15 protein-coding genes and 1 tRNA gene are annotated in these 17,700 nt (G+C 43.4%); 2 read left to right on the forward strand and 14 right to left on the reverse strand.

Going from position 1 to position 17,700, the window contains the following annotated elements; all coding sequences use genetic code 11:
* Positions 1 to 68 precede the first annotated feature (68 nt).
* From RMO55_RS17405 to nagA, 8 genes are all read right to left on the reverse strand, one after another.
* Positions 69 to 362 (reverse strand): hypothetical protein, encoded by a 294-nt coding sequence (locus tag RMO55_RS17405; protein ID WP_310428595.1) that lies wholly within the window; start codon positions 360 to 362, stop codon positions 69 to 71.
* A gap of 130 nt (positions 363 to 492) precedes the next feature.
* On the reverse strand, positions 493 to 1,536 hold the full coding sequence (locus tag RMO55_RS17410) for a hypothetical protein (protein WP_310428597.1): 1,044 nt from the start codon (positions 1,534 to 1,536) through the stop codon (positions 493 to 495).
* Positions 1,537 to 1,600: 64 nt separating this feature from the next.
* The gene (locus RMO55_RS17415; RefSeq protein ID WP_310428599.1) at positions 1,601 to 2,317 is read right to left on the reverse strand and encodes a tyrosine-type recombinase/integrase; all 717 of its coding nucleotides are present in this window, start codon (positions 2,315 to 2,317) and stop codon (positions 1,601 to 1,603) included.
* The gene (locus RMO55_RS17420; protein WP_310428601.1) at positions 2,265 to 2,678 is read right to left on the reverse strand and encodes a hypothetical protein; all 414 of its coding nucleotides are present in this window, start codon (positions 2,676 to 2,678) and stop codon (positions 2,265 to 2,267) included. The genes RMO55_RS17415 and RMO55_RS17420 overlap by 53 nt, the downstream gene beginning before the upstream one ends.
* A 141-nt stretch (positions 2,679 to 2,819) precedes the next feature.
* A tRNA-Pro gene (locus RMO55_RS17425) sits at positions 2,820 to 2,893 on the reverse strand.
* A gap of 169 nt (positions 2,894 to 3,062) precedes the next feature.
* Positions 3,063 to 4,640, reverse strand: coding sequence for an NAD(P)H-quinone oxidoreductase subunit 4 (locus RMO55_RS17430; protein WP_310428603.1), 1,578 nt, complete (start codon positions 4,638 to 4,640; stop codon positions 3,063 to 3,065).
* A 377-nt stretch (positions 4,641 to 5,017) separates the two neighbouring features.
* The gene (locus RMO55_RS17435; protein ID WP_310428605.1) at positions 5,018 to 5,314 is read right to left on the reverse strand and encodes a 2Fe-2S iron-sulfur cluster-binding protein; all 297 of its coding nucleotides are present in this window, start codon (positions 5,312 to 5,314) and stop codon (positions 5,018 to 5,020) included.
* 151 nt (positions 5,315 to 5,465) lie between these two features.
* A complete protein-coding gene (gene nagA / locus RMO55_RS17440; protein ID WP_310428607.1) occupies positions 5,466 to 6,602 on the reverse strand; it encodes an N-acetylglucosamine-6-phosphate deacetylase in 1,137 nt (378 codons plus the stop codon).
* 126 nt (positions 6,603 to 6,728) lie between these two features.
* Here nagA and purE point away from each other — a divergent pair, with 126 nt between their 5' ends.
* Together purE and RMO55_RS17450 are read left to right on the forward strand one after the other, a co-directional pair.
* Entirely contained in the window at positions 6,729 to 7,253 is a 525-nt protein-coding gene (purE, locus tag RMO55_RS17445; RefSeq protein ID WP_310428610.1) for a 5-(carboxyamino)imidazole ribonucleotide mutase, read from the forward strand.
* Positions 7,254 to 7,500: 247 nt separating this feature from the next.
* On the forward strand, positions 7,501 to 8,859 hold the full coding sequence (locus tag RMO55_RS17450; RefSeq protein ID WP_310428612.1) for an ammonium transporter: 1,359 nt from the start codon (positions 7,501 to 7,503) through the stop codon (positions 8,857 to 8,859).
* A gap of 319 nt (positions 8,860 to 9,178) precedes the next feature.
* Here RMO55_RS17450 and RMO55_RS17455 read toward each other — a convergent pair whose 3' ends face one another.
* The 6 genes from RMO55_RS17455 to RMO55_RS17480 all read right to left on the reverse strand — a co-directional run.
* Positions 9,179 to 9,970 (reverse strand): anti-sigma factor antagonist, encoded by a 792-nt coding sequence (locus RMO55_RS17455; RefSeq protein ID WP_310428614.1) that lies wholly within the window; start codon positions 9,968 to 9,970, stop codon positions 9,179 to 9,181.
* 83 nt (positions 9,971 to 10,053) lie between these two features.
* Positions 10,054 to 11,307, reverse strand: coding sequence for an ATP-binding protein (locus RMO55_RS17460; RefSeq protein ID WP_310428617.1), 1,254 nt, complete (start codon positions 11,305 to 11,307; stop codon positions 10,054 to 10,056).
* A gap of 55 nt (positions 11,308 to 11,362) precedes the next feature.
* The gene (locus tag RMO55_RS17465; RefSeq protein ID WP_310428619.1) at positions 11,363 to 11,950 is read right to left on the reverse strand and encodes a heme NO-binding domain-containing protein; all 588 of its coding nucleotides are present in this window, start codon (positions 11,948 to 11,950) and stop codon (positions 11,363 to 11,365) included.
* Positions 11,951 to 12,056: 106 nt separating this feature from the next.
* Complete coding sequence (locus RMO55_RS17470; protein ID WP_310428621.1) at positions 12,057 to 13,784, reverse strand: glycoside hydrolase family 9 protein; 1,728 nt, start codon at positions 13,782 to 13,784, stop codon at positions 12,057 to 12,059.
* Positions 13,781 to 16,078 (reverse strand): glycosyl hydrolase 2 galactose-binding domain-containing protein, encoded by a 2,298-nt coding sequence (locus RMO55_RS17475; protein WP_310428623.1) that lies wholly within the window; start codon positions 16,076 to 16,078, stop codon positions 13,781 to 13,783. The genes RMO55_RS17470 and RMO55_RS17475 overlap by 4 nt, the downstream gene beginning before the upstream one ends.
* A gap of 160 nt (positions 16,079 to 16,238) precedes the next feature.
* Positions 16,239 to 17,700, reverse strand: a 1,462-nt coding sequence (locus RMO55_RS17480) for a glycosyltransferase family 2 protein (protein WP_310428625.1), incomplete at its 5' end; no start/stop codon positions are given.

Consider the following 17,700-nt stretch of genomic DNA (forward strand, 5'->3'; position numbering starts at 1 on the left):
CATAGAGTGAAAGTAAGTTTTTAATGTTTTCGTTCTAGGCTTTATCGCTTTGGGGCGATTTTTTGTGTCTAGGAAACTGTAGGTTTGTACTCATCAGAACTAGGGAGCGATACGAGATAACGTTCGATCGCGCGTTGGTGGGCTGGTGAATTGGCATTTACAAACCAGTCCCTAACTAGGTCGCGGTTCCAAAAAATGCGACTGGGGATGTGAGGGAAAGTAGTCCAGTACAGTCCTTTTTTTAGAACTCCAGCGACGCGCCAATCTTTGAGAGTATCCGCTGATACTCCCAGTTGAAGGCACATTTCACCGCTGGGGATAAATGCCCATTGGATCGGGGGACGTTTAACTCTTGTGGTCATAAAAAAGTTTTGGTAGCTTTGGGGGCGGAAAGACAACACCAGCAAGGGGTTTAGCGGTGTTGACCTCACTTTACTTTTCTTTCGTGTATCTGGGAATGTACAGTTTTTCATAAAAATATACGAGGGCGCACTAAGACTCACTTCCAAGCGTTCTAATGTATCGATCGATCTCTAAAAATTCGATCGAATCGGGATCGAGCGTTTTAGATAAATGTTTAAGCCTCTTTTCCTCGAAGTTACTAGTTCTGTTTTTATCAGTCATACGCCTGAGAGTTTTTATGGCTGATGTTTTTACGTCCTCCCCTAGTTTGTCCAGTTCAACTAAGAGTTTTTTAATGTCACTATTTTGAGTAGACCCAAACATGTATTTAACAAACATATCGTTACCAAATATATTTTCTGATTCAAGGTATATTTGCCTAGATATATCAAAATTATTGCCGAAAAACTTGCGGATAAGTATCTGACGATCGCTCTCGGTCAATTCTGCTTTCATGTCACGTAGCTCATGCACGTAATCGAGTTGAGTGCGAGGTCTGTCAACTATTTTGATACTAAAATTTTTTAAAAGATGGGCAGATTTAGCCTGTAATATTTTCTGAAACATAACATTGTGTCCACACCTTCCTAATGGAAAATGTTTTTCTATCTCACTCCATCCAAGCTTTAATATCTTGTAAATAACAATCAGCTTTCTTGCTATGAGTGATATTTCCCCTTTTAAATCGGGGTAATACCATGCGGGTAATAGTTCGAGATTTATCTTTTCTTCGATCTGAAAGCCGCACAACAGTTGGTAAACACTTAGCCAATATACCTGGTGAGCATTCCAGTTTTCTATTTCTTTGATATTTAAGCCTTTTTTTAAGCTATGTGGTGGTAAGTCAATAAAATTTACGGGGTCTAACGCAGAAGGGTCGAAAGTTTTTTTAACAATCACTCTCACTCTGTTTTTATCGTTGAAAGAAATTCCGTATTTGTTATCGGTTGGATGTTTTTTGTTGCTCTGTGCAAGTCCTTGTTCAACAGCCATCCATAGTAGATCTCTTCTGTATTGTGGAGTCTCAGATCTCGCAATATTCTTTTTACTGATGTCTGTAGCTATAATCAATCCGCGCTCATCCTTAAATTTGCTTATAAACAGATCGAAATCATTAAGCTTAGTTTGGTTCATAATGTTAATTAACAAATGGAATTTGACCCAGAGCTAATCTACTAAATTAACTCTGGGTATTTTACTATTCAAACGCCCTTAGAACGCTATTCTGCTGAATGGCATCCCCATAGTATTTGTGCATAGTATGAGGGTCATGACCAGCCGCCGACGCGACTTCGATGTAATTGGCACCGCTCAGTAATGAATGCCTAACCGATGTCTTTCTGGTGGTGTAGGGCTTGCGGTAAGGTACCCCAACTTCGGCTAAGACAATTCGCCACAGCCGTCGAAAATTACCGTTATCGATCGGTAAACCCTCGCGGCTAGTGAATACTAATTCATCATCTGAAGCTGGTTTGAGGAGATCGCGTCTGGTACTGAGCATTGAAGCGATCGAGGGATCTAAGGGTACATTCCGCCCCTTCTTGGTCTTATTACTGGCAAACCAAGCCGAACCGAAATCAGCCGATATGTGTTTCCACTTTAAATCTCGGACTTCTTGAGGTCGAGTCGCCATCGACAGCCGAAACCGCACATAGTCAAGATAGTTGGCGTAGTGAGAACTATTGCGAAAACCATCTAAAATTCTCTTAACTTCATCTGTGGAGAATGCAGGAACGGGTTGGACGGGAACGGACTTAAACCTCTCTGCTACGCCTTCCCACGGGTTTAAATCGGGTAATTGAAACTTATCCCGCCCCCAATCCCAAGCGGCTTTAAGTAGCCAAATTCGTTGTTTGGCGGTATCAGGCTTGATTTTTCGGCATACCAAACCCATCGATCGCACCTCGATCAACATCAGCCGCCCGAATATTCAGATGCTTCTCTAGCATCACCTTCAGATACTTGTAGCGAGTCTCGATCGAAGCTTTGCTCAGTCCTTCATGCTTCTGTTGGTACTGGGTGAAGCGATCGAATAACTCGACTGTGGTAATCCCCATTACATGCTGTCGTTTCTTTGGTGGCAAATATTTGGTTAGGGTCGAATCGTAGTAACCGTGTTGAGCATCGGTTTCGATCCACGCCTTGACCCTTGCCGCTTCACCGCGTCCGCTGATACCATCACTCAGCCCTAATGCTAAATTCTTTCGCTTGCCTGTCTCTGGACAAGTCCATCGCAGTCTGAGTCTACCTTCAAGGTTCTCGATCGTTACTTTCATAGCAGGGTAAAAAACAGGGTAAAAGTGTCATGTCTAAACACCCCTAACCACCCTTTCATTGTCAATAAGACAAACGAAAAGAGTTCCAACAAAGCCTAAAGACCTTGCCGAAACCCTTTTCTAGTATTGTTTTCCCCTGAGTCGGGATGAGAGGATTTGAACCTCCGACCCCTGCTTCCCGAAAGCAGTGCGCTACCAAGCTGCGCTACATCCCGCCAGTCGAATGTACAAGTACAGAATTATATCATGAATACACGATCTGTATATTAAAAAGCTCTCATAATTTATGAGAGCTTTTCGGAGTTAGTAATCAACGGCCAAGTTAGTGAGAACATCAAGCCAACTTGAAGATGGGTTTACCGTAGTAACGATGGTAGATCGAAATCAATCAGTGATTTTTGGTGCTTGGACAACAGCCCCTAATGCAACTGGGTTAGACTGTTTGTGGGCGATCGTCGGTACGGATTCCCGCAGATGCGCTGTTAGTGCGGTGGTTGTCGTATCATAAATTTGAGTTAGGAGCTTAGGATAGAACCCAACACCGATGATCGGTACCAGGAGACAGGCGATAATAAATACCTCTCTGGGTTCAGCATCGACCAATTCTTCATGTTCGACTAATTTTTTATTTTCTTCACCATAGAAGATTTCCCGCAACATCGAGAGCAGATAAATCGGGGTCAGGACGACACCGATCGCGGCAATTAAGACCATGATGACCTTAAACTGGAGATTGTAAGCATCGCTAGTGGCAAAGCCGACAAATACCATTAGTTCGGCAACGAAGCCGCTCATCCCTGGTAATGCAAGGGAAGCCATCGAGCAAGCCACAAACATCGCAAAGATCTTTTTCATTTTTTGACCAACACCACCCATCTCATCTAGCATGAGTGTGTGAGTGCGATCGTAAGTAGCTCCCACCAAGAAGAATAAACTCGCCCCAATTAGGCCGTGGGAAACCATTTGCAAGACTGCACCACTCATCCCTAAATCGGTAAAGGAAGCAATCCCAATCAGAACAAATCCCATGTGCGAAATTGAAGAATAAGCAATCTTCCGCTTGAGATTTCGCTGGGCAAAAGACGTTAATGCAGCGTAGACAATATTTACCACCCCTAATACGATCAGCAGTGGCGCAAACGTAGCGTGGGCTTCAGGTAACATGCCTGCATTCATCCGAATCAGGGCATAACCACCCATCTTCAGCAATACCCCTGCTAGCAACATGTGTACGGGTGCGGTTGCTTCTCCATGTGCATCGGGGAGCCAGGTATGGAGAGGGATAATCGGTAGTTTTACCCCATAGGCAATCAATAATCCCGCATACATGAATAGCTGGAAATTGTGGGTATAGTCCTTCGCTGCCAATGCCCGCATATCGAAGGTAATCGTGTCGCCATAAAATCCCATCGCTAAGGCAGCTACCAGAATAAATAAGGAACCGCCAGCAGTATAAAGGATAAATTTAGTCGAAGCGTACAATCGCTTCTTACCGCCCCAGATTGCCAGGAATAGATAAACAGGTAATAGTTCTAGTTCCCAGACCAGGAAAAATAACAACATATCCTGAACGGTAAAGACGGCAATCTGTCCGCCGTACATTACCAACATTAAGAAGTAAAACAATTTGGGTTTAAAGGTGACAGGCCAAGCTGCTAAAATTGCTAGGGTAGTCACAAAGCCTGTGAGTAATACTAGCGGCATCGAAATCCCATCAACTCCCACCGACCATTTCAAATCTAGTTGGGGAATCCAAGTATAACTTTCGACCAATTGTAACTGGTCGGTATGAATATCATAGTGATTAGCAAATGTATAAACAATTAGGACAAAATCGATTAGTCCGACGATCAGAGCGTACCAGCGAACTGTCCGCCCATTTTTATCTGGGATAATCGGAATCGCCAGGGAAGCGAGAATAGGAAATAAAATAATCGCTGTCAGCCAAGGAAAGTTAGACATAGGCAGTTAAATCGGGGTTTGCCCAATAGATTAGTTAATATAGTTCAGTCACACTTGGAGATCGGGTTGTTAATAGGTCTAGAATCTGAAGAATTATTCGCGATTTGCTAGCGCGACGCTGGATCTTTGGTGTAGCGGCTCCCCAATCGAGACTAGGAGCCAGTTAATCTCAAAATTATGGTGGCCATTGTGCTTCGTTCGCGGCTTGGCGTAAGCCTGCTGTTAGGCATAGGCGCGGCCAATGCAGGTTGAATCGATGGTGTATAGCTTTGACACTTTATTTTCAGTTCTTAGACTTCAGTGCCCATACCTCTTAGACACTATAGGCGATCCCCAGATGGTCGAACTGGGATCTAATAATTCCTTAACAAACGAGACTACGGCCTAGTGTTTACACATACTGGTCCATTCACCAGGGTTTGACAAGCTAGGCGATAATTATCAGGTTTTTTCGCCAATTTACGATTCTCAACATCAGTTCTAGGCGAGAGATTTTCCATCCCTTCGACGATCTCTACTCGACACATGCCACATTGACCGTAGCCGCCACAGTTCATCAACTTACCTTTGAAGGTGTAGATATCAATTTGGTTTTGAATCGCCTTCTCGCGCAGATTTGCTCCCTGCGCGACGATGATTTCCTTGTCCTCTTTGATAAATTTAATCGCACTCATCCCCATACCCCCAAAATAATTTACGTCCTATTAAGGATTATTAAGATTTTTGGCGGTTTTGCCAAGGGGGGTTGGGTGTGGGGAAGTTGGGGTATGGGGGTGTTGGGGGGTTGGGGAATGTGGGGAAAACATTCTGTAAGTCAGCAATGTCCTAAATTCTTGCCCAGTTTAAGCCTGTCACTGGATTGCTATTCCAGCGGAGTAAACTAGCTGTTTGTCCCACATAGGCATCGGGAGTGTTGCGAGTCAAAGCCTGACGGGGTGCTGTAGTTGCTAAGGCGATCGCGTTACCAATATCGCAGATTCCCCACTTAACTAAATTCTGCACGCCGACTAGAAGCGATCGAGTCGTCCCTGACAGTGTTCCATCGGGCAATCTTGCCGTACCCTTAATTACCTCAATCTCTCGACGATCCCAAGGATATTTACCATCAGGTAAACCTAGTGGGGATAGGGCATCGCTGACTAGAAATAAGCCTTTGCTGTATTCACCGGATCGCACGAGCAACTTTAACATCGCAGGATGAACGTGCTGTCCGTCGGCGATAAATCCACATTGGACATGCGGTTGAGTCAATGCCGAGCCTAACAACCCTGGTTTGCGATGATGCAATCCTGGCATTGCATTAAAAGCATGAGTTACCATTGATGCCCCACTAGCGAATGCCCTCTCAGCCTGGGCAAAATTCGCCTGTGAGTGCCCTAAGCTGACGATAATGCCTAAAGACCTCAGATAGGGAACGATCGAGCCTGTTGGGTCTAATTCAGGGGCAAGGGTGATGACTTTGACAACTTCAGTATATTTACTTAGGAGTATTGTTGCATAATCGATAGTCAAAGGTAGTAAATATTCTTCGGGATGGGCACCCCTTTTTTGAGGATTGAGAAATGGCCCTTCGAGATGCACACCAAGGACTTTTGCGGTATTGGGAGGCTGAGGAGCAATAAACTCAGCAAAGACAGCTAACGATCGATGAATATTCTCGATCGAAGTAGTGACAATAGTCGGTAAAAATCCGTCTACACCTTGCTGCCAGAGAAAATCACAGATCTCTGTCAATCGATCGAAATCACCCATCTCTACATCAGGAAACGCTAATCCCAACGCCCCATTAATCTGAAGATCCACCCCACCCAAAGAAATCCAATCCCCATCAACATCTAAAACCTGCAAATCCTCCACCATCAAAGACTCCGCAATTGCCACAATCTTCTCATCGCGGATTACCATCTCTTGGAATCCCTGATATCCAGGAATCTGAGCATTAATAATTTTGCAATCGTTCATTTAAGAGTTCATTAAAAAGTAGAGGGTCAAGATTGGACGCAAGCGTCTAATTCCTATTCCATATATCATAGTGGGCGTTGGTGCAGTCTACTCCCTACTCCTTACCCTCTACCCTCTAAAAGAAGTATGAAAACCCCACTAATCGGCATCATCATGGGTAGCGATTCTGATTTACCTACAATGAAAGCGGCGATCGAAATCTGCGCACAATTTGAGGTACCTCATGAAGTCGCGATTGTCTCAGCACATCGTACCCCAGAACGGATGGTCGAATACGCCCAAACAGCACATCAACGAGGCTTAAAAGTAATTATCGCGGGAGCAGGTGGAGCAGCCCATTTACCTGGAATGGTAGCCTCTCTGACACCATTACCTGTCATTGGCGTACCGATTCAGACCAAAGCATTGCAGGGAATTGATTCACTGTACTCGATCGTCCAAATGCCCGCAGGTATCCCTGTTGCGACAGTCTCGATCGGCAATGCTACAAATGCGGGACTACTAGCTATCCAAATCCTTGCCACTCAAGATTCCATGTTATTAGTTCGAGTTATGGCCTATCGCCAGAGCCTTAAAGAAATGGTACTAGCGAAACAAGCCAGATTAGAAGCGGTTGGGTATAGCAATTATTTAGAGGGCCAAGAGTCTTAAACTTGTATCTTTTTTCGAGATCTACACTACATCAAGATATTGTTAATATTTTGTATTAATAGATAATGCCTAAGTCCAGAACAAGGTATCTTGTTATACAGAATTTTTGTATCTCCAAACACAAAATTGTTCCACCGCGATACATGATTTCTCGATTTAAAATACTCTGGCGTAAAGGATAGAACAAGTGTTCAAAAAAATTCTCCTCGTGTGTTTAGTGGCTTTGTGGGTTCTGAGCGGCCCGCTAATGGATAATGCTCTGGCAGATCCTGTGAAAACACCTGCAATGGATGTCGATGGGATCAATACTGGTGATACAGCTTGGATGCTAGTGTCATCAGCATTAGTATTGCTCATGACTCCAGGATTGGCATTTTTCTACGGTGGTTTAGTCCGCTCTAGGAACGTACTCAATACGATGATGATGAGCCTAGTCTTAATGGCTATTGTCGGTGTAACTTGGATACTTTGGGGCTATAGTATTGCCTTTTCGCCTGACTCAGTGGCTACAGTTAAAGATGTTGTCACCGTTAATACCAATCCCATCTTTGGGAACTTAAATTGGTTTGGGTTAAATGGGGTTGCCTTCGATAGACCCGATCCTGTTGGTTATGCACCAACCATTCCCCATCAATTGTTCATGGTTTACCAGATGATGTTTGCCATCATCACTCCAGCCTTAATTTCTGGGGCAATTGTTGAACGGATCAGCTTCAAAGCTTACTTCTGGTTTGTGATCGCTTGGTCTACACTGATTTATTCACCTCTGGCTCACATGGTTTGGGGTAAAGGTTATATCGGTGCAACCCTTGGAGCTTTAGATTTCGCTGGTGGTACTGTAGTTCACATTAGTTCTGGTGTTTCGGCAGTCGTTGCCGCTTGGATGATTGGTGCGCGGAGAACCTATCCAAATCAACCAGCGGCACCACATAATGTGCCGTATGTGCTGTTGGGAATTGGGCTACTATTCTTCGGCTGGTTTGGTTTCAATGGTGGTAGTGCTTTAGGTGCTAATGGTTTAGCTGTTGTTGCCTTCGTCACCACCGCTGTTTCTAGCTGTGCTGGCGGTTTAATGTGGATGATTTTAGAGTGGGTATTGCGGACGAAACCTACTGCTGTAGGGATTGCGAGTGGTTTCCTCGCTGGCTTAGTCGGAATTACGCCTGCGGCTGGTTTTGTGACTCCCTTGAGTGCAATTCTCATCGGTTTGATTACGGCTACTTGCTGCTTCTTTGCAGTCAGCCTTAGAGCGAAATTACAGTTCGATGACTCTCTCGATACATTCCCCGTTCATGGTGTGGGTGGTACTGTCGGTGGTTTATTGACTGGTATCTTTGCAACTAGAGCTGTAAATTCTGCTGGTGCAGATGGTTTACTCGTGAGTGGTAGTCCTGAGTTATTAGGTAAGCAAATTGTTGCAACAATTATCACCTATATAATCGCGGCGGCTGGTACATTTATCATCATCAAAGTTCTAGGCTTAGTAATGGATCTACGGGTTAAACCTGAAGCTGAATATCAAGGCTTGGATATTAACGAACATGGTGAAGAAGGTTACGGCGAAGAGTTTGCTGCTGGCTTGAGCTTGGCTGAAAGAGAAGGCTAAAGGATTAATTAATAATTGATAATTAATCGATTGAATCGATCGTTATTGGTAATGTCAAATCATAAAGAGTCGTCGGTTTGCATTTACCTGCGACTCTTTATTTTTATTCCATATTCTGCACTTCGGAAAAGTAGCATCGATAATAGCATTTTTTCCGATTGGAGCGATCCGCTTGTTACTTTGATACAGATCGATCGAGATGGTTAGTTTGGCAGTGCTTTGGCTCAGTTGGTCCTCGATCTGTACGTATGGCAACTTACCAGACGAAACAATTTAAACTACAATCTAACTCTATTGTCAAATAGTTGCTCAATCACCATTAATTATTAATATTATAGTTACTATAAAATTCTCTAGAGCTGGGGAAAATTTCAAAGATATCATCCATGCTGCTCAACTCAAACAACATTTTATTTTGTCGATCGATCGAACAAATAGATAATTGACTATTAACTTCGTGCACCTTTTGAGCTGCTAATACCAAAGCTGCTAATCCAGAACTGTCCATAAAAGTGAGATTTTGACAGTCTAGCAGCACATTACTAACACCAGCATTGGCACTTTCCACAATCTCTTGTCGCAACTGACTACAGTTAGTCACATCCAAAACACCAGTAGGCTGAATCACCTTGAAAGGTGCTGCTACACTTGTGAGTATTCCAGTAGCTGGTTGGAGTTGAGCTGTTGGCACTAAAGATCCCATCGCTCGTTCGAGTTCTTGAGCGTATCTAGCGATCATCATGGTCTGTTTTTCAAGCCGAATGGAGATTGCTTCGCGCAGATCTCTGGGCGTAAATGGTTTGGTGAGATAGTCATCGGCTCCGAGCGACATTCCTTTGCGAAAATCATCCTTAGCGGCTTTAGCCGATAGAAATATGAACGGAATTTTGATGGTGCTGGGATCTTGGCGGAGTGCGATCAGCACATCGTAGCCATCGAGTTCTGGCATCATCACATCGCAAATAATTAGATCGGGATGATGTTCCCGTGCTAGTTGTACACCAATTTTGCCATTTTCGGCTGTTAGGACATTAAAGCCTTCTAATTCTAAAATTTCTTGAATGTTTTCACGGATTCCGGCTTCATCTTCAATCGCTAGGATAGTTGTCATTTGGGTAGATGGGTGGTATAGGTGGATGGATAGGTTTTAGGAATTATTGATAAATTGATATTAACTATCAATTGTTTAATTAGTTATCCCATTTGATTCAAAGGTAAATTGACAATAAAAGTCGTACCAACATCGATTTCGCTGATGAGATCGATATTGCCACCATGGAGATCTACACATCGCTTGACGATCGATAAACCTAGTCCGGTGCCAGGAATATTATTAACATTTTTACCACGGTGGAATGATTGAAATAGCCGAACTCGATCTTCAGCAGAAATTCCGATCCCGCGATCGGCAATTTCAAAGGTAACTGTGTCACTGGTAAAGTTGACATCAAACTGAACGTGACGATCGTCTAAAGTATACTTAATCGCATTAGAAAGCAAGTTAGTCAGAATTTGACGAACTAATTTACTATCCATCCAAACTGTTAGTTCGTTTTCGAGGGAAATAGTTAAGTCTGCATGAGTTATAGTTAATTTGAATCGACCTTCAGCATTGATACTATTTTCTAATTCTTCAACTAGTTCATGACAAAATGCGATCGCATCGAATGAGGATCGCTTGCATTCTAGTTTGCCCGCATCTGTCTGGTAAATTAAGAGAATGTCTTCTAATAATGTTGTCATATGCTTGACAGCAGATTGAATTCGTTGCCAATGTTTGATTTTCTTGGGTCGATCGAGTCGATCGTCATAGTCTTCAAGTAAGCCCGTAGAAGAAGAAATAATTCCCAAAGGTGTCCTAAATTCATGAGAAGCCGTAGTAATAAATCTAGTTTTTAGTTCGCTTAATTCCTGTTCTTGAATTAATGCCTTACCAATTTCAATCTTTTGTGTAGCCAGCTTATCTACCAATCTTTTTGCATCTGTCAAAGAAGTACTTTGGGCTTGAAGCAAAAACAAAAAATCAGCAACTGGATCGTGAAGGGCAAAGTCAGATATTCTGAGATTAAAATCAGTCATCGTTGTCGGATTGGTAATCCACGGCGATCCTAAAAACAGGATAACATCTTCATAATCTACATAAACTATTTGTCCCTTGAGTTGCATCCCATTTTGTAGAGATTCTAATAAAAATAGCGATCTAGTGTGGGTACGGAAGGAGTTAAATTCGGCTACTATATTGGGGCGTTTAATTTCAAATTGCTCGTGAAATTTTTTAGACCTTAGAATGTTGGGATATAAGCGTTTGAGGACAGGTCCGACATGAATAATGTCTAACTGAGCATTTAAGACGAGATAAAATGGAAAAATCTTACCAAAGATATCAGGAAGTGGTGAAAAGTCTGTCGTTGTGTATTCAGAAATATTGACGTTTCCTAAAAAGCTCATTGTCGCATGACCCGTCGATAACTATTAGTAAAAAGATGGTGAATTAAAATTAAAATCAGTTATTGTTTTGATGGAGAAATTGTTTGAAGGGACATTTGGGTTTGTGGGCGATCGATAATTCCTGATGGTCGCTACCTTGTGCTTTACTAGCAGTAAGCTGAATATTGACATCTGTATCGAATTTTTCTCCCAAACCTTTGAGCATTCCAACTACCATCGGGGTTAAACCAGGTCGCTCTGAGTAGTAATGTAATTTGAGTGATGCTGTTTCGAGATGGGAACACAGAAAGCTGGGTGGTTGGAGTTCGGGAAAACTCAGCCCCATACGAGCATGTAGATTGTCCAGATTTTGAAGAAATTCAGGGAAATTATCTCCAGCCATTGCCATCAGCGATCCAAATCCTTCTGCCGCAGTGAAGAGCAGCCAATATTTTCCAAATGCTTCTAAAACATCTGTTGTGGGCATTTTGATGACAGCACTAGTCGCATCGACAAGTCGATAGGTAATCTCATCAGGATAGGCATCCATACTGATAAATGCTTCGATCTGCACTTCTGCCTTAGATTTAATTTCTGTCCAGGTTGCTTCTCCATATTGGCTACAAACCATATCTTCCAAGCCTTTATTTACCAATCCAAACATAGATAATTGAGCCTCGTGGAAAGTGGGCAGTGCATTAAATCCAGTTACTATTTAGAGTACCCATATCCCCTCGGTAGATTAGTATGGTGTCTCGCCTTAGAATTTATTACTGATTTGCAATCGTGCTCATCAGGGCAATTAGCTCGGCGTTGTAATCGATCGCGTATTCATTGGTCGCATAAGATTTCTCATCATCCACATAGCTCAACAGCCCCCGATTTTTAGGCGCGATCCCATCTTGGGCACCACTATTAGCACCACCTACTAATAAACCAGGAATCGAGATTTTACGAGCGCGGGCAAAAATATGATTGACGTGCCGAACTGGATGAGTACCGATGCCAGTCACAAATGTCTGGTTAAAAGGGTTGCGCCCCAGTAAATAATCGATTTGGTCGATCGCGGCTTGACGGTAGGCAGTCCCATCGGTCAATCGATAAGCTAATATTAGCGTCAGCCCCTCTGTAGCTGTCATCTTGTTCGATCCCCAGATAAATCGATGATTTGCTAGATGATATCCATTTGTGGTGACTTTTTTGACGAGTGCATCCGCTCGGTGAAGGATTTTCTCAGCGAGCTTTAGTTTAAGCTGGTTGGCTTGGGGAGTTTGGCTCTCACTTAGATAGTTCAACATTCCCAGAGCCGTAGGATCTTTCCACTCAAATAGAGAGTAGTCAAAATTGGGTAATTGTTGGAGAAAATATCGATCGAATTGGCTTTCTTTGGTCGTAATAAATAGTTCTGCTGCTGCCCACAATCGATCGTCTGTATCGATTTTTAGGCTCGGTTCGGTATCGATTTCTGAGGCGAGATATTTACCCGAACCGCTATCATCGCCATTTACCCAATCTACTTTCATCGCCGATTGCATTTGTAGATAATCCCATGCCCGTCGAGCTGCCTTCAGATAGAGGGTAGATTGTTGGGGTTGGAAAGGAGCATATACCCGTGCGGCGATCGCCATTGCTGCGGCAAATTTCGCCGTCTCTGCGGTGGAAATACCATAGATAAAGCGGGGTTGAGTATCTTCATCGGGGGCGACGATCGACGGCCACTTTTTACCGGATAGTTTACGATAAACTGCCCCATCCGATCGCTGCATGGATCGCATCCAATCCAATCCCACCCGCATTTCATCGAGCAAGTCGGAGATACCGTTACCGCTTTCGGGAATGGTTAATTGTCGATCGGGAAATGCTTTGGGGTTATTCTCATATAGACTCAATAGTCGCCCCACGGTAACTGCTGTGGTGCTGACATATTTGCCATAATCCCCTGCATCATGCCAGCCGCCAGTGGATGGAATTGCTTTCCCAGATAAATCTGTGGGGTCTTGATGGGCAAGCGAACCATCCCGAAGATGACAAGGTGCGTGGCGAATGCCTGTGACCGGATCGTCGATCGCCACCCCACAGCGTTGGAGATAATAGGAGCGGAGTAGTTTAATTATTGGCTCCTGATAAACATTAGACGCGATCGAAAATGGATAAGACTCGATCGATCCAGCTCGCAGGAAATAATTACCAGTTTGTTCGATCTGGCTAAAGTCAATAGTTTGTAATCGATCGTTACTATCTCGATCGCGAACTGACTGTGTGGGAGTAATAACTTGTACCGTTTTTTTGGTGCTGCTATCTACTAACTCAATTTTTTGCTGTGCGGTGTCGCTGTTGACTAATAAAGCAACTTTGGGACTATTTGGTAAATAACCAACCTGGTTTACGACAATTTTGGCTGATGGTGCGGCTTGTAATCGAGCAAAGTTTCCAGCAGTAATTACCAGAAAGAATGCCGCTATGAGGGTAATTATTAGACGGTGAGATCGATTCATCATGATTTTATTACATCAAATTTAGTGCTGTTCTCACCTAGCAAATTTCCTTGTGAGTCGGTAACGTTAACTGATAATTTATAATTCCCACGATCTAAATTCGATAGATTTAGCTTATCGATCTGTTTGCCGCTATCTGGTGTAATAGCGACCGAGATCGAATCTTGTTTAACAACCTCATTCACTCGTTTTAATGTGTATGTGAGTTTAGAATTAGGCATCGATTTCCACAAGTCGTTAATCAGCCATATTTCTACAGGGATTGACTCGCCAACCTTCCACCGTTGTTTGATTAAAATGATGCTCGGCAAAATCGGTTGATAAGCACGTTTTAGCATTTCATATCCTGGCTTTGCCTGTCGCCAATAGTCTACAACACCCCAATTAATTGATGGCCAATCTTCGACAAACATAAACTGAAAAATTGCACTCACGGGCTGATATCGCTGTCTCCGATAAGATTCGGCTGCAAATTGAGTCAGTTGGGCTTGATATTGTTGGGTATTTTCGATAAATTCTTCAATGGTTTTGCCCATCGGCACTTTCGCAATGTCGAATGTCTCATGGGGTTGGAAATTATGATATTTCCATTTTTCTAGTTTCGCTGGAGTATCAGGAAATAGTTCGGCTGCGGTAAATATTCGATCTAAAGAACTCCGGTTTGGTAACGCCTGCGCTCCAAATTCCGTAATTAAGGGTTCTTTGGTAGGTTTGCCATAGTCTTGCCATTTTCCTGAATACCAGCCGTACCAGGGGTGTTCGTTAACGGTTGAGGCGAGATGTAGATGGCGGGTGGAGTCGCGGGAGCGGAGACTATTGTAAATTGTCTCGTCGAGAGCGCGATTTTGTTTGGGATTGTAATCGGGATATTTATCTTTCATCCAAGTAGCATCCCACGGCGGTTCGTTGTGAATGCTCCAGGTAAAAATTGAGGGATGGTTATATAGCATTGTCACCATATCATTCGCCTGTCGCTCGGCTTCGGTAACAAATTCGGCGGCATCGCTATAACCCCATTGCAGCGGGAAATCTTGCCAGACTAATAACCCCATCTCATCGCATAAACGGTAAAATTCTGCTGCTTCAATATGTGCGTGAACGCGGATACTATTAATATTTGCTTGTTGCAGTAGTTTGAGATCGATCGAGTATTTCTCCCGTGTCATCTCACTCAACCATTGAGAAGCAATATAATTGGTACCACGTAAAAACATCCGCCGACCATTTAATTCCCATGCTTGCGATTGCGGATTGAGGCGGATCGTGCGAAAGCCGAAAGTGGTACTCGATCGATCTAATAATTTATTCTTGCTTAGAACTTGGGTGTTTACCCTATATAAATCTGGGTTACCATGTTCCCATGTCCACCACAAATGTGGATCGGTTTTGGGGATATTAATAGCGATTTGATTGGTACCTGGCTTTAAAATATGTTCCTGAACTATGGGTAAATCTGGCGACTCCTGAAAATTGGCAGGTTGAAGTTGAAGTAATAATTTTACTGTCTGTGGTTTGGGCGTAGGATTGATGATTGTGAGATCGACATGAGCGATCGCATTTTGCAGGCGACTATCTAATTCTGGGGTTACTTGCTGTTGGGTGATTGCGACTCGATCGGATATTTGTAATGATACAGGTGCCCAGATTCCGCCTGTATTCTGTTCTTGTCCGCGTATAGACCATGCACCACCGGGACGGGTATCATGATGGTTTAAAACGCCTTTGATAATTCGTTTGTGCAAAGACCAGACTTTTTCAGGTTCTTCAACTGGACTATTTACTTTGACGACTAAAACATTATCATCATTATATTTAAGCTTGTCAGATACAACAAATCTAAACGGCTGAAAATAGCCCTCATGAAATCCTAAATAATGACCGTTGAGCCAGACATCACCAGTATAGTCAACGCCGTCAAATACAAGCTGAATAACTTTACCTTTTAAAGATCGATCGATCTGAAAATGTCGGCGATACCAAACAACTCCAGATAGATCTTGCCCTTGTAAGAACCAATTGCCAGGAACTTGGATCGATCGCCAATTGCGGTCGTTATATGTGGGTAAATAAGCATTATCTGGTTGCAGATGACCGGATGCAAATTTCCATTGTCCATCCAGGGATATCGAATTTAAAGTTTTAGGATTCGATTTAGTTTCTATTGGTACTGGATTGGCGATCGTCGGCGTAGAATGAACTGCGATCGTCAAACTTATACCGATGATGAATAGTGGTACCCAAACAACTCGAAAAAATGGAAATATTCGGAGTAGAGAAGATAAGCGATGTTTCCACATAATATTATCGATCTAGTCAGGTATAGATCCCCGACTTCTCCAAGAAGTCGGGGATCTAATTAGGGGATCTAATTAATTAATTGTCAGGGATGCGAAACACAACCCGACGATCTCTATTCTATCTACGAGTTTGGGCGAGAGTATGCACTCGTCTACTTCTCTACCCTTCCTTCGGTTGCCAAACAGCGGCGCGGATAATTACTGACAACAGCAAGAGATTATAAATCGCCCATCCAGTATTGACTACATATAATGGCACCTCAGTTAAAGTACCCATCGCAAACCTAACTAGAGCATAAAGTATTCCCAGAATCGTCAAACCACAAACAATCATTTGGGGCATAACTAGATTTAGATAAATTCCCGATTGGCGTTCTTTGGGTGTGACTTTAAATTTAATCGATCGCTTGGTAAAGACACTCAATACTGCTTGAATAAATAGAGGAAATAACGCGATCGCATATTGTTCGGCTCTCCATACTTCTCCAGCGGGAATCCCCCATGTCACCATCAAAAAAGTTAGCCGATTGATAATAAATGCGGGGGCAAAATGGATGATAAAATCTGCGCCATAAGTATGAATGGGCGTAATCCCTGTAAAGAAAAACACGATCGGACATGCAATCAAAACCACCGTCGCAAAGCCCGAAAAGTAGCTATACATCGTCTGAAAATACTGGAGCCTTTGCCAGAAACTCAGTCCTGGTTTAGTCCACGGATTTTCTTGAATTAATACCTGAATCGTCCCCTGCGCCCAGCGGAGCCGCTGTTGGAGAGTGGAAGCGAGATCGTCAGGGGCTAAACCTTCGGCGAGGAGTTCGTGATGGTAGACAGATTTCCATCCGGCTCCGTGCAACCGCATGGCGGTATTCATATCTTCTGTGATGCTGCTACTCGACATCCCGCCAATGAGGGTAAAATCCTTGAGTAGCTTTTTGTTTTGGGCGACTGCTTTGGTGAAATATTTTAGCCCCACACTAACTAGAGCTTCGCGGCGGAGGATAGCATTTGTACCTGTATAAAAGGCTGAATTTAAACCATCTTTACCCTGTTGAATCGGCCCATAAAAGAGATGAGCGCGATGTCCGTAGGGATCGCCAGGGGGGATATTATAAAAATCTTGAGGTGTTTGGACTAGGGCAATCCGATTATTATCATAATTACCCGTCGAGAGATTGTAACTATAGAAGTAGGGTAAAACTCGCTGAAGAAATTGTGGTTTGGGAATATGATCGGCATCGAGGGTGAGAATAAATTGTCCCGTAGTCTCGCCAGAGAAAAGAGCGTAGTTAATATTCCCAGCCTTGGCATAATGAGGTTGCCCCTGTGGTTTTGGACGAGCGATGTAGCGACAGCGGGTAATTTCGGTAAATTCAATTTCCTTTTGTTTAATCGCGGCAATTAATTCTTGCTCTTCGGTAATGAGTCGCTCTTGGACACTCTGATGTCCCCCGTGAGTGAGCGTCATGACTTGACGGAAGACTTGTAAAAAGTGGGCTGAAGTATTTGGCTCATTCTGTGCTGGGAGAGTCGCGACAAAAGTTTCAGCAGCTTGGCTATCGCCAGTTAATTCGCGAATTTGCTTGAGCCGTTCGCGGAGTTCTGAACGTTCCGACTTAATC

Origin of the sequence: Chamaesiphon sp. VAR_48_metabat_135_sub, from assembly GCF_031418915.1 — a bacterium.
GTDB lineage: Bacteria > Cyanobacteriota > Cyanobacteriia > Cyanobacteriales > Chamaesiphonaceae > Chamaesiphon.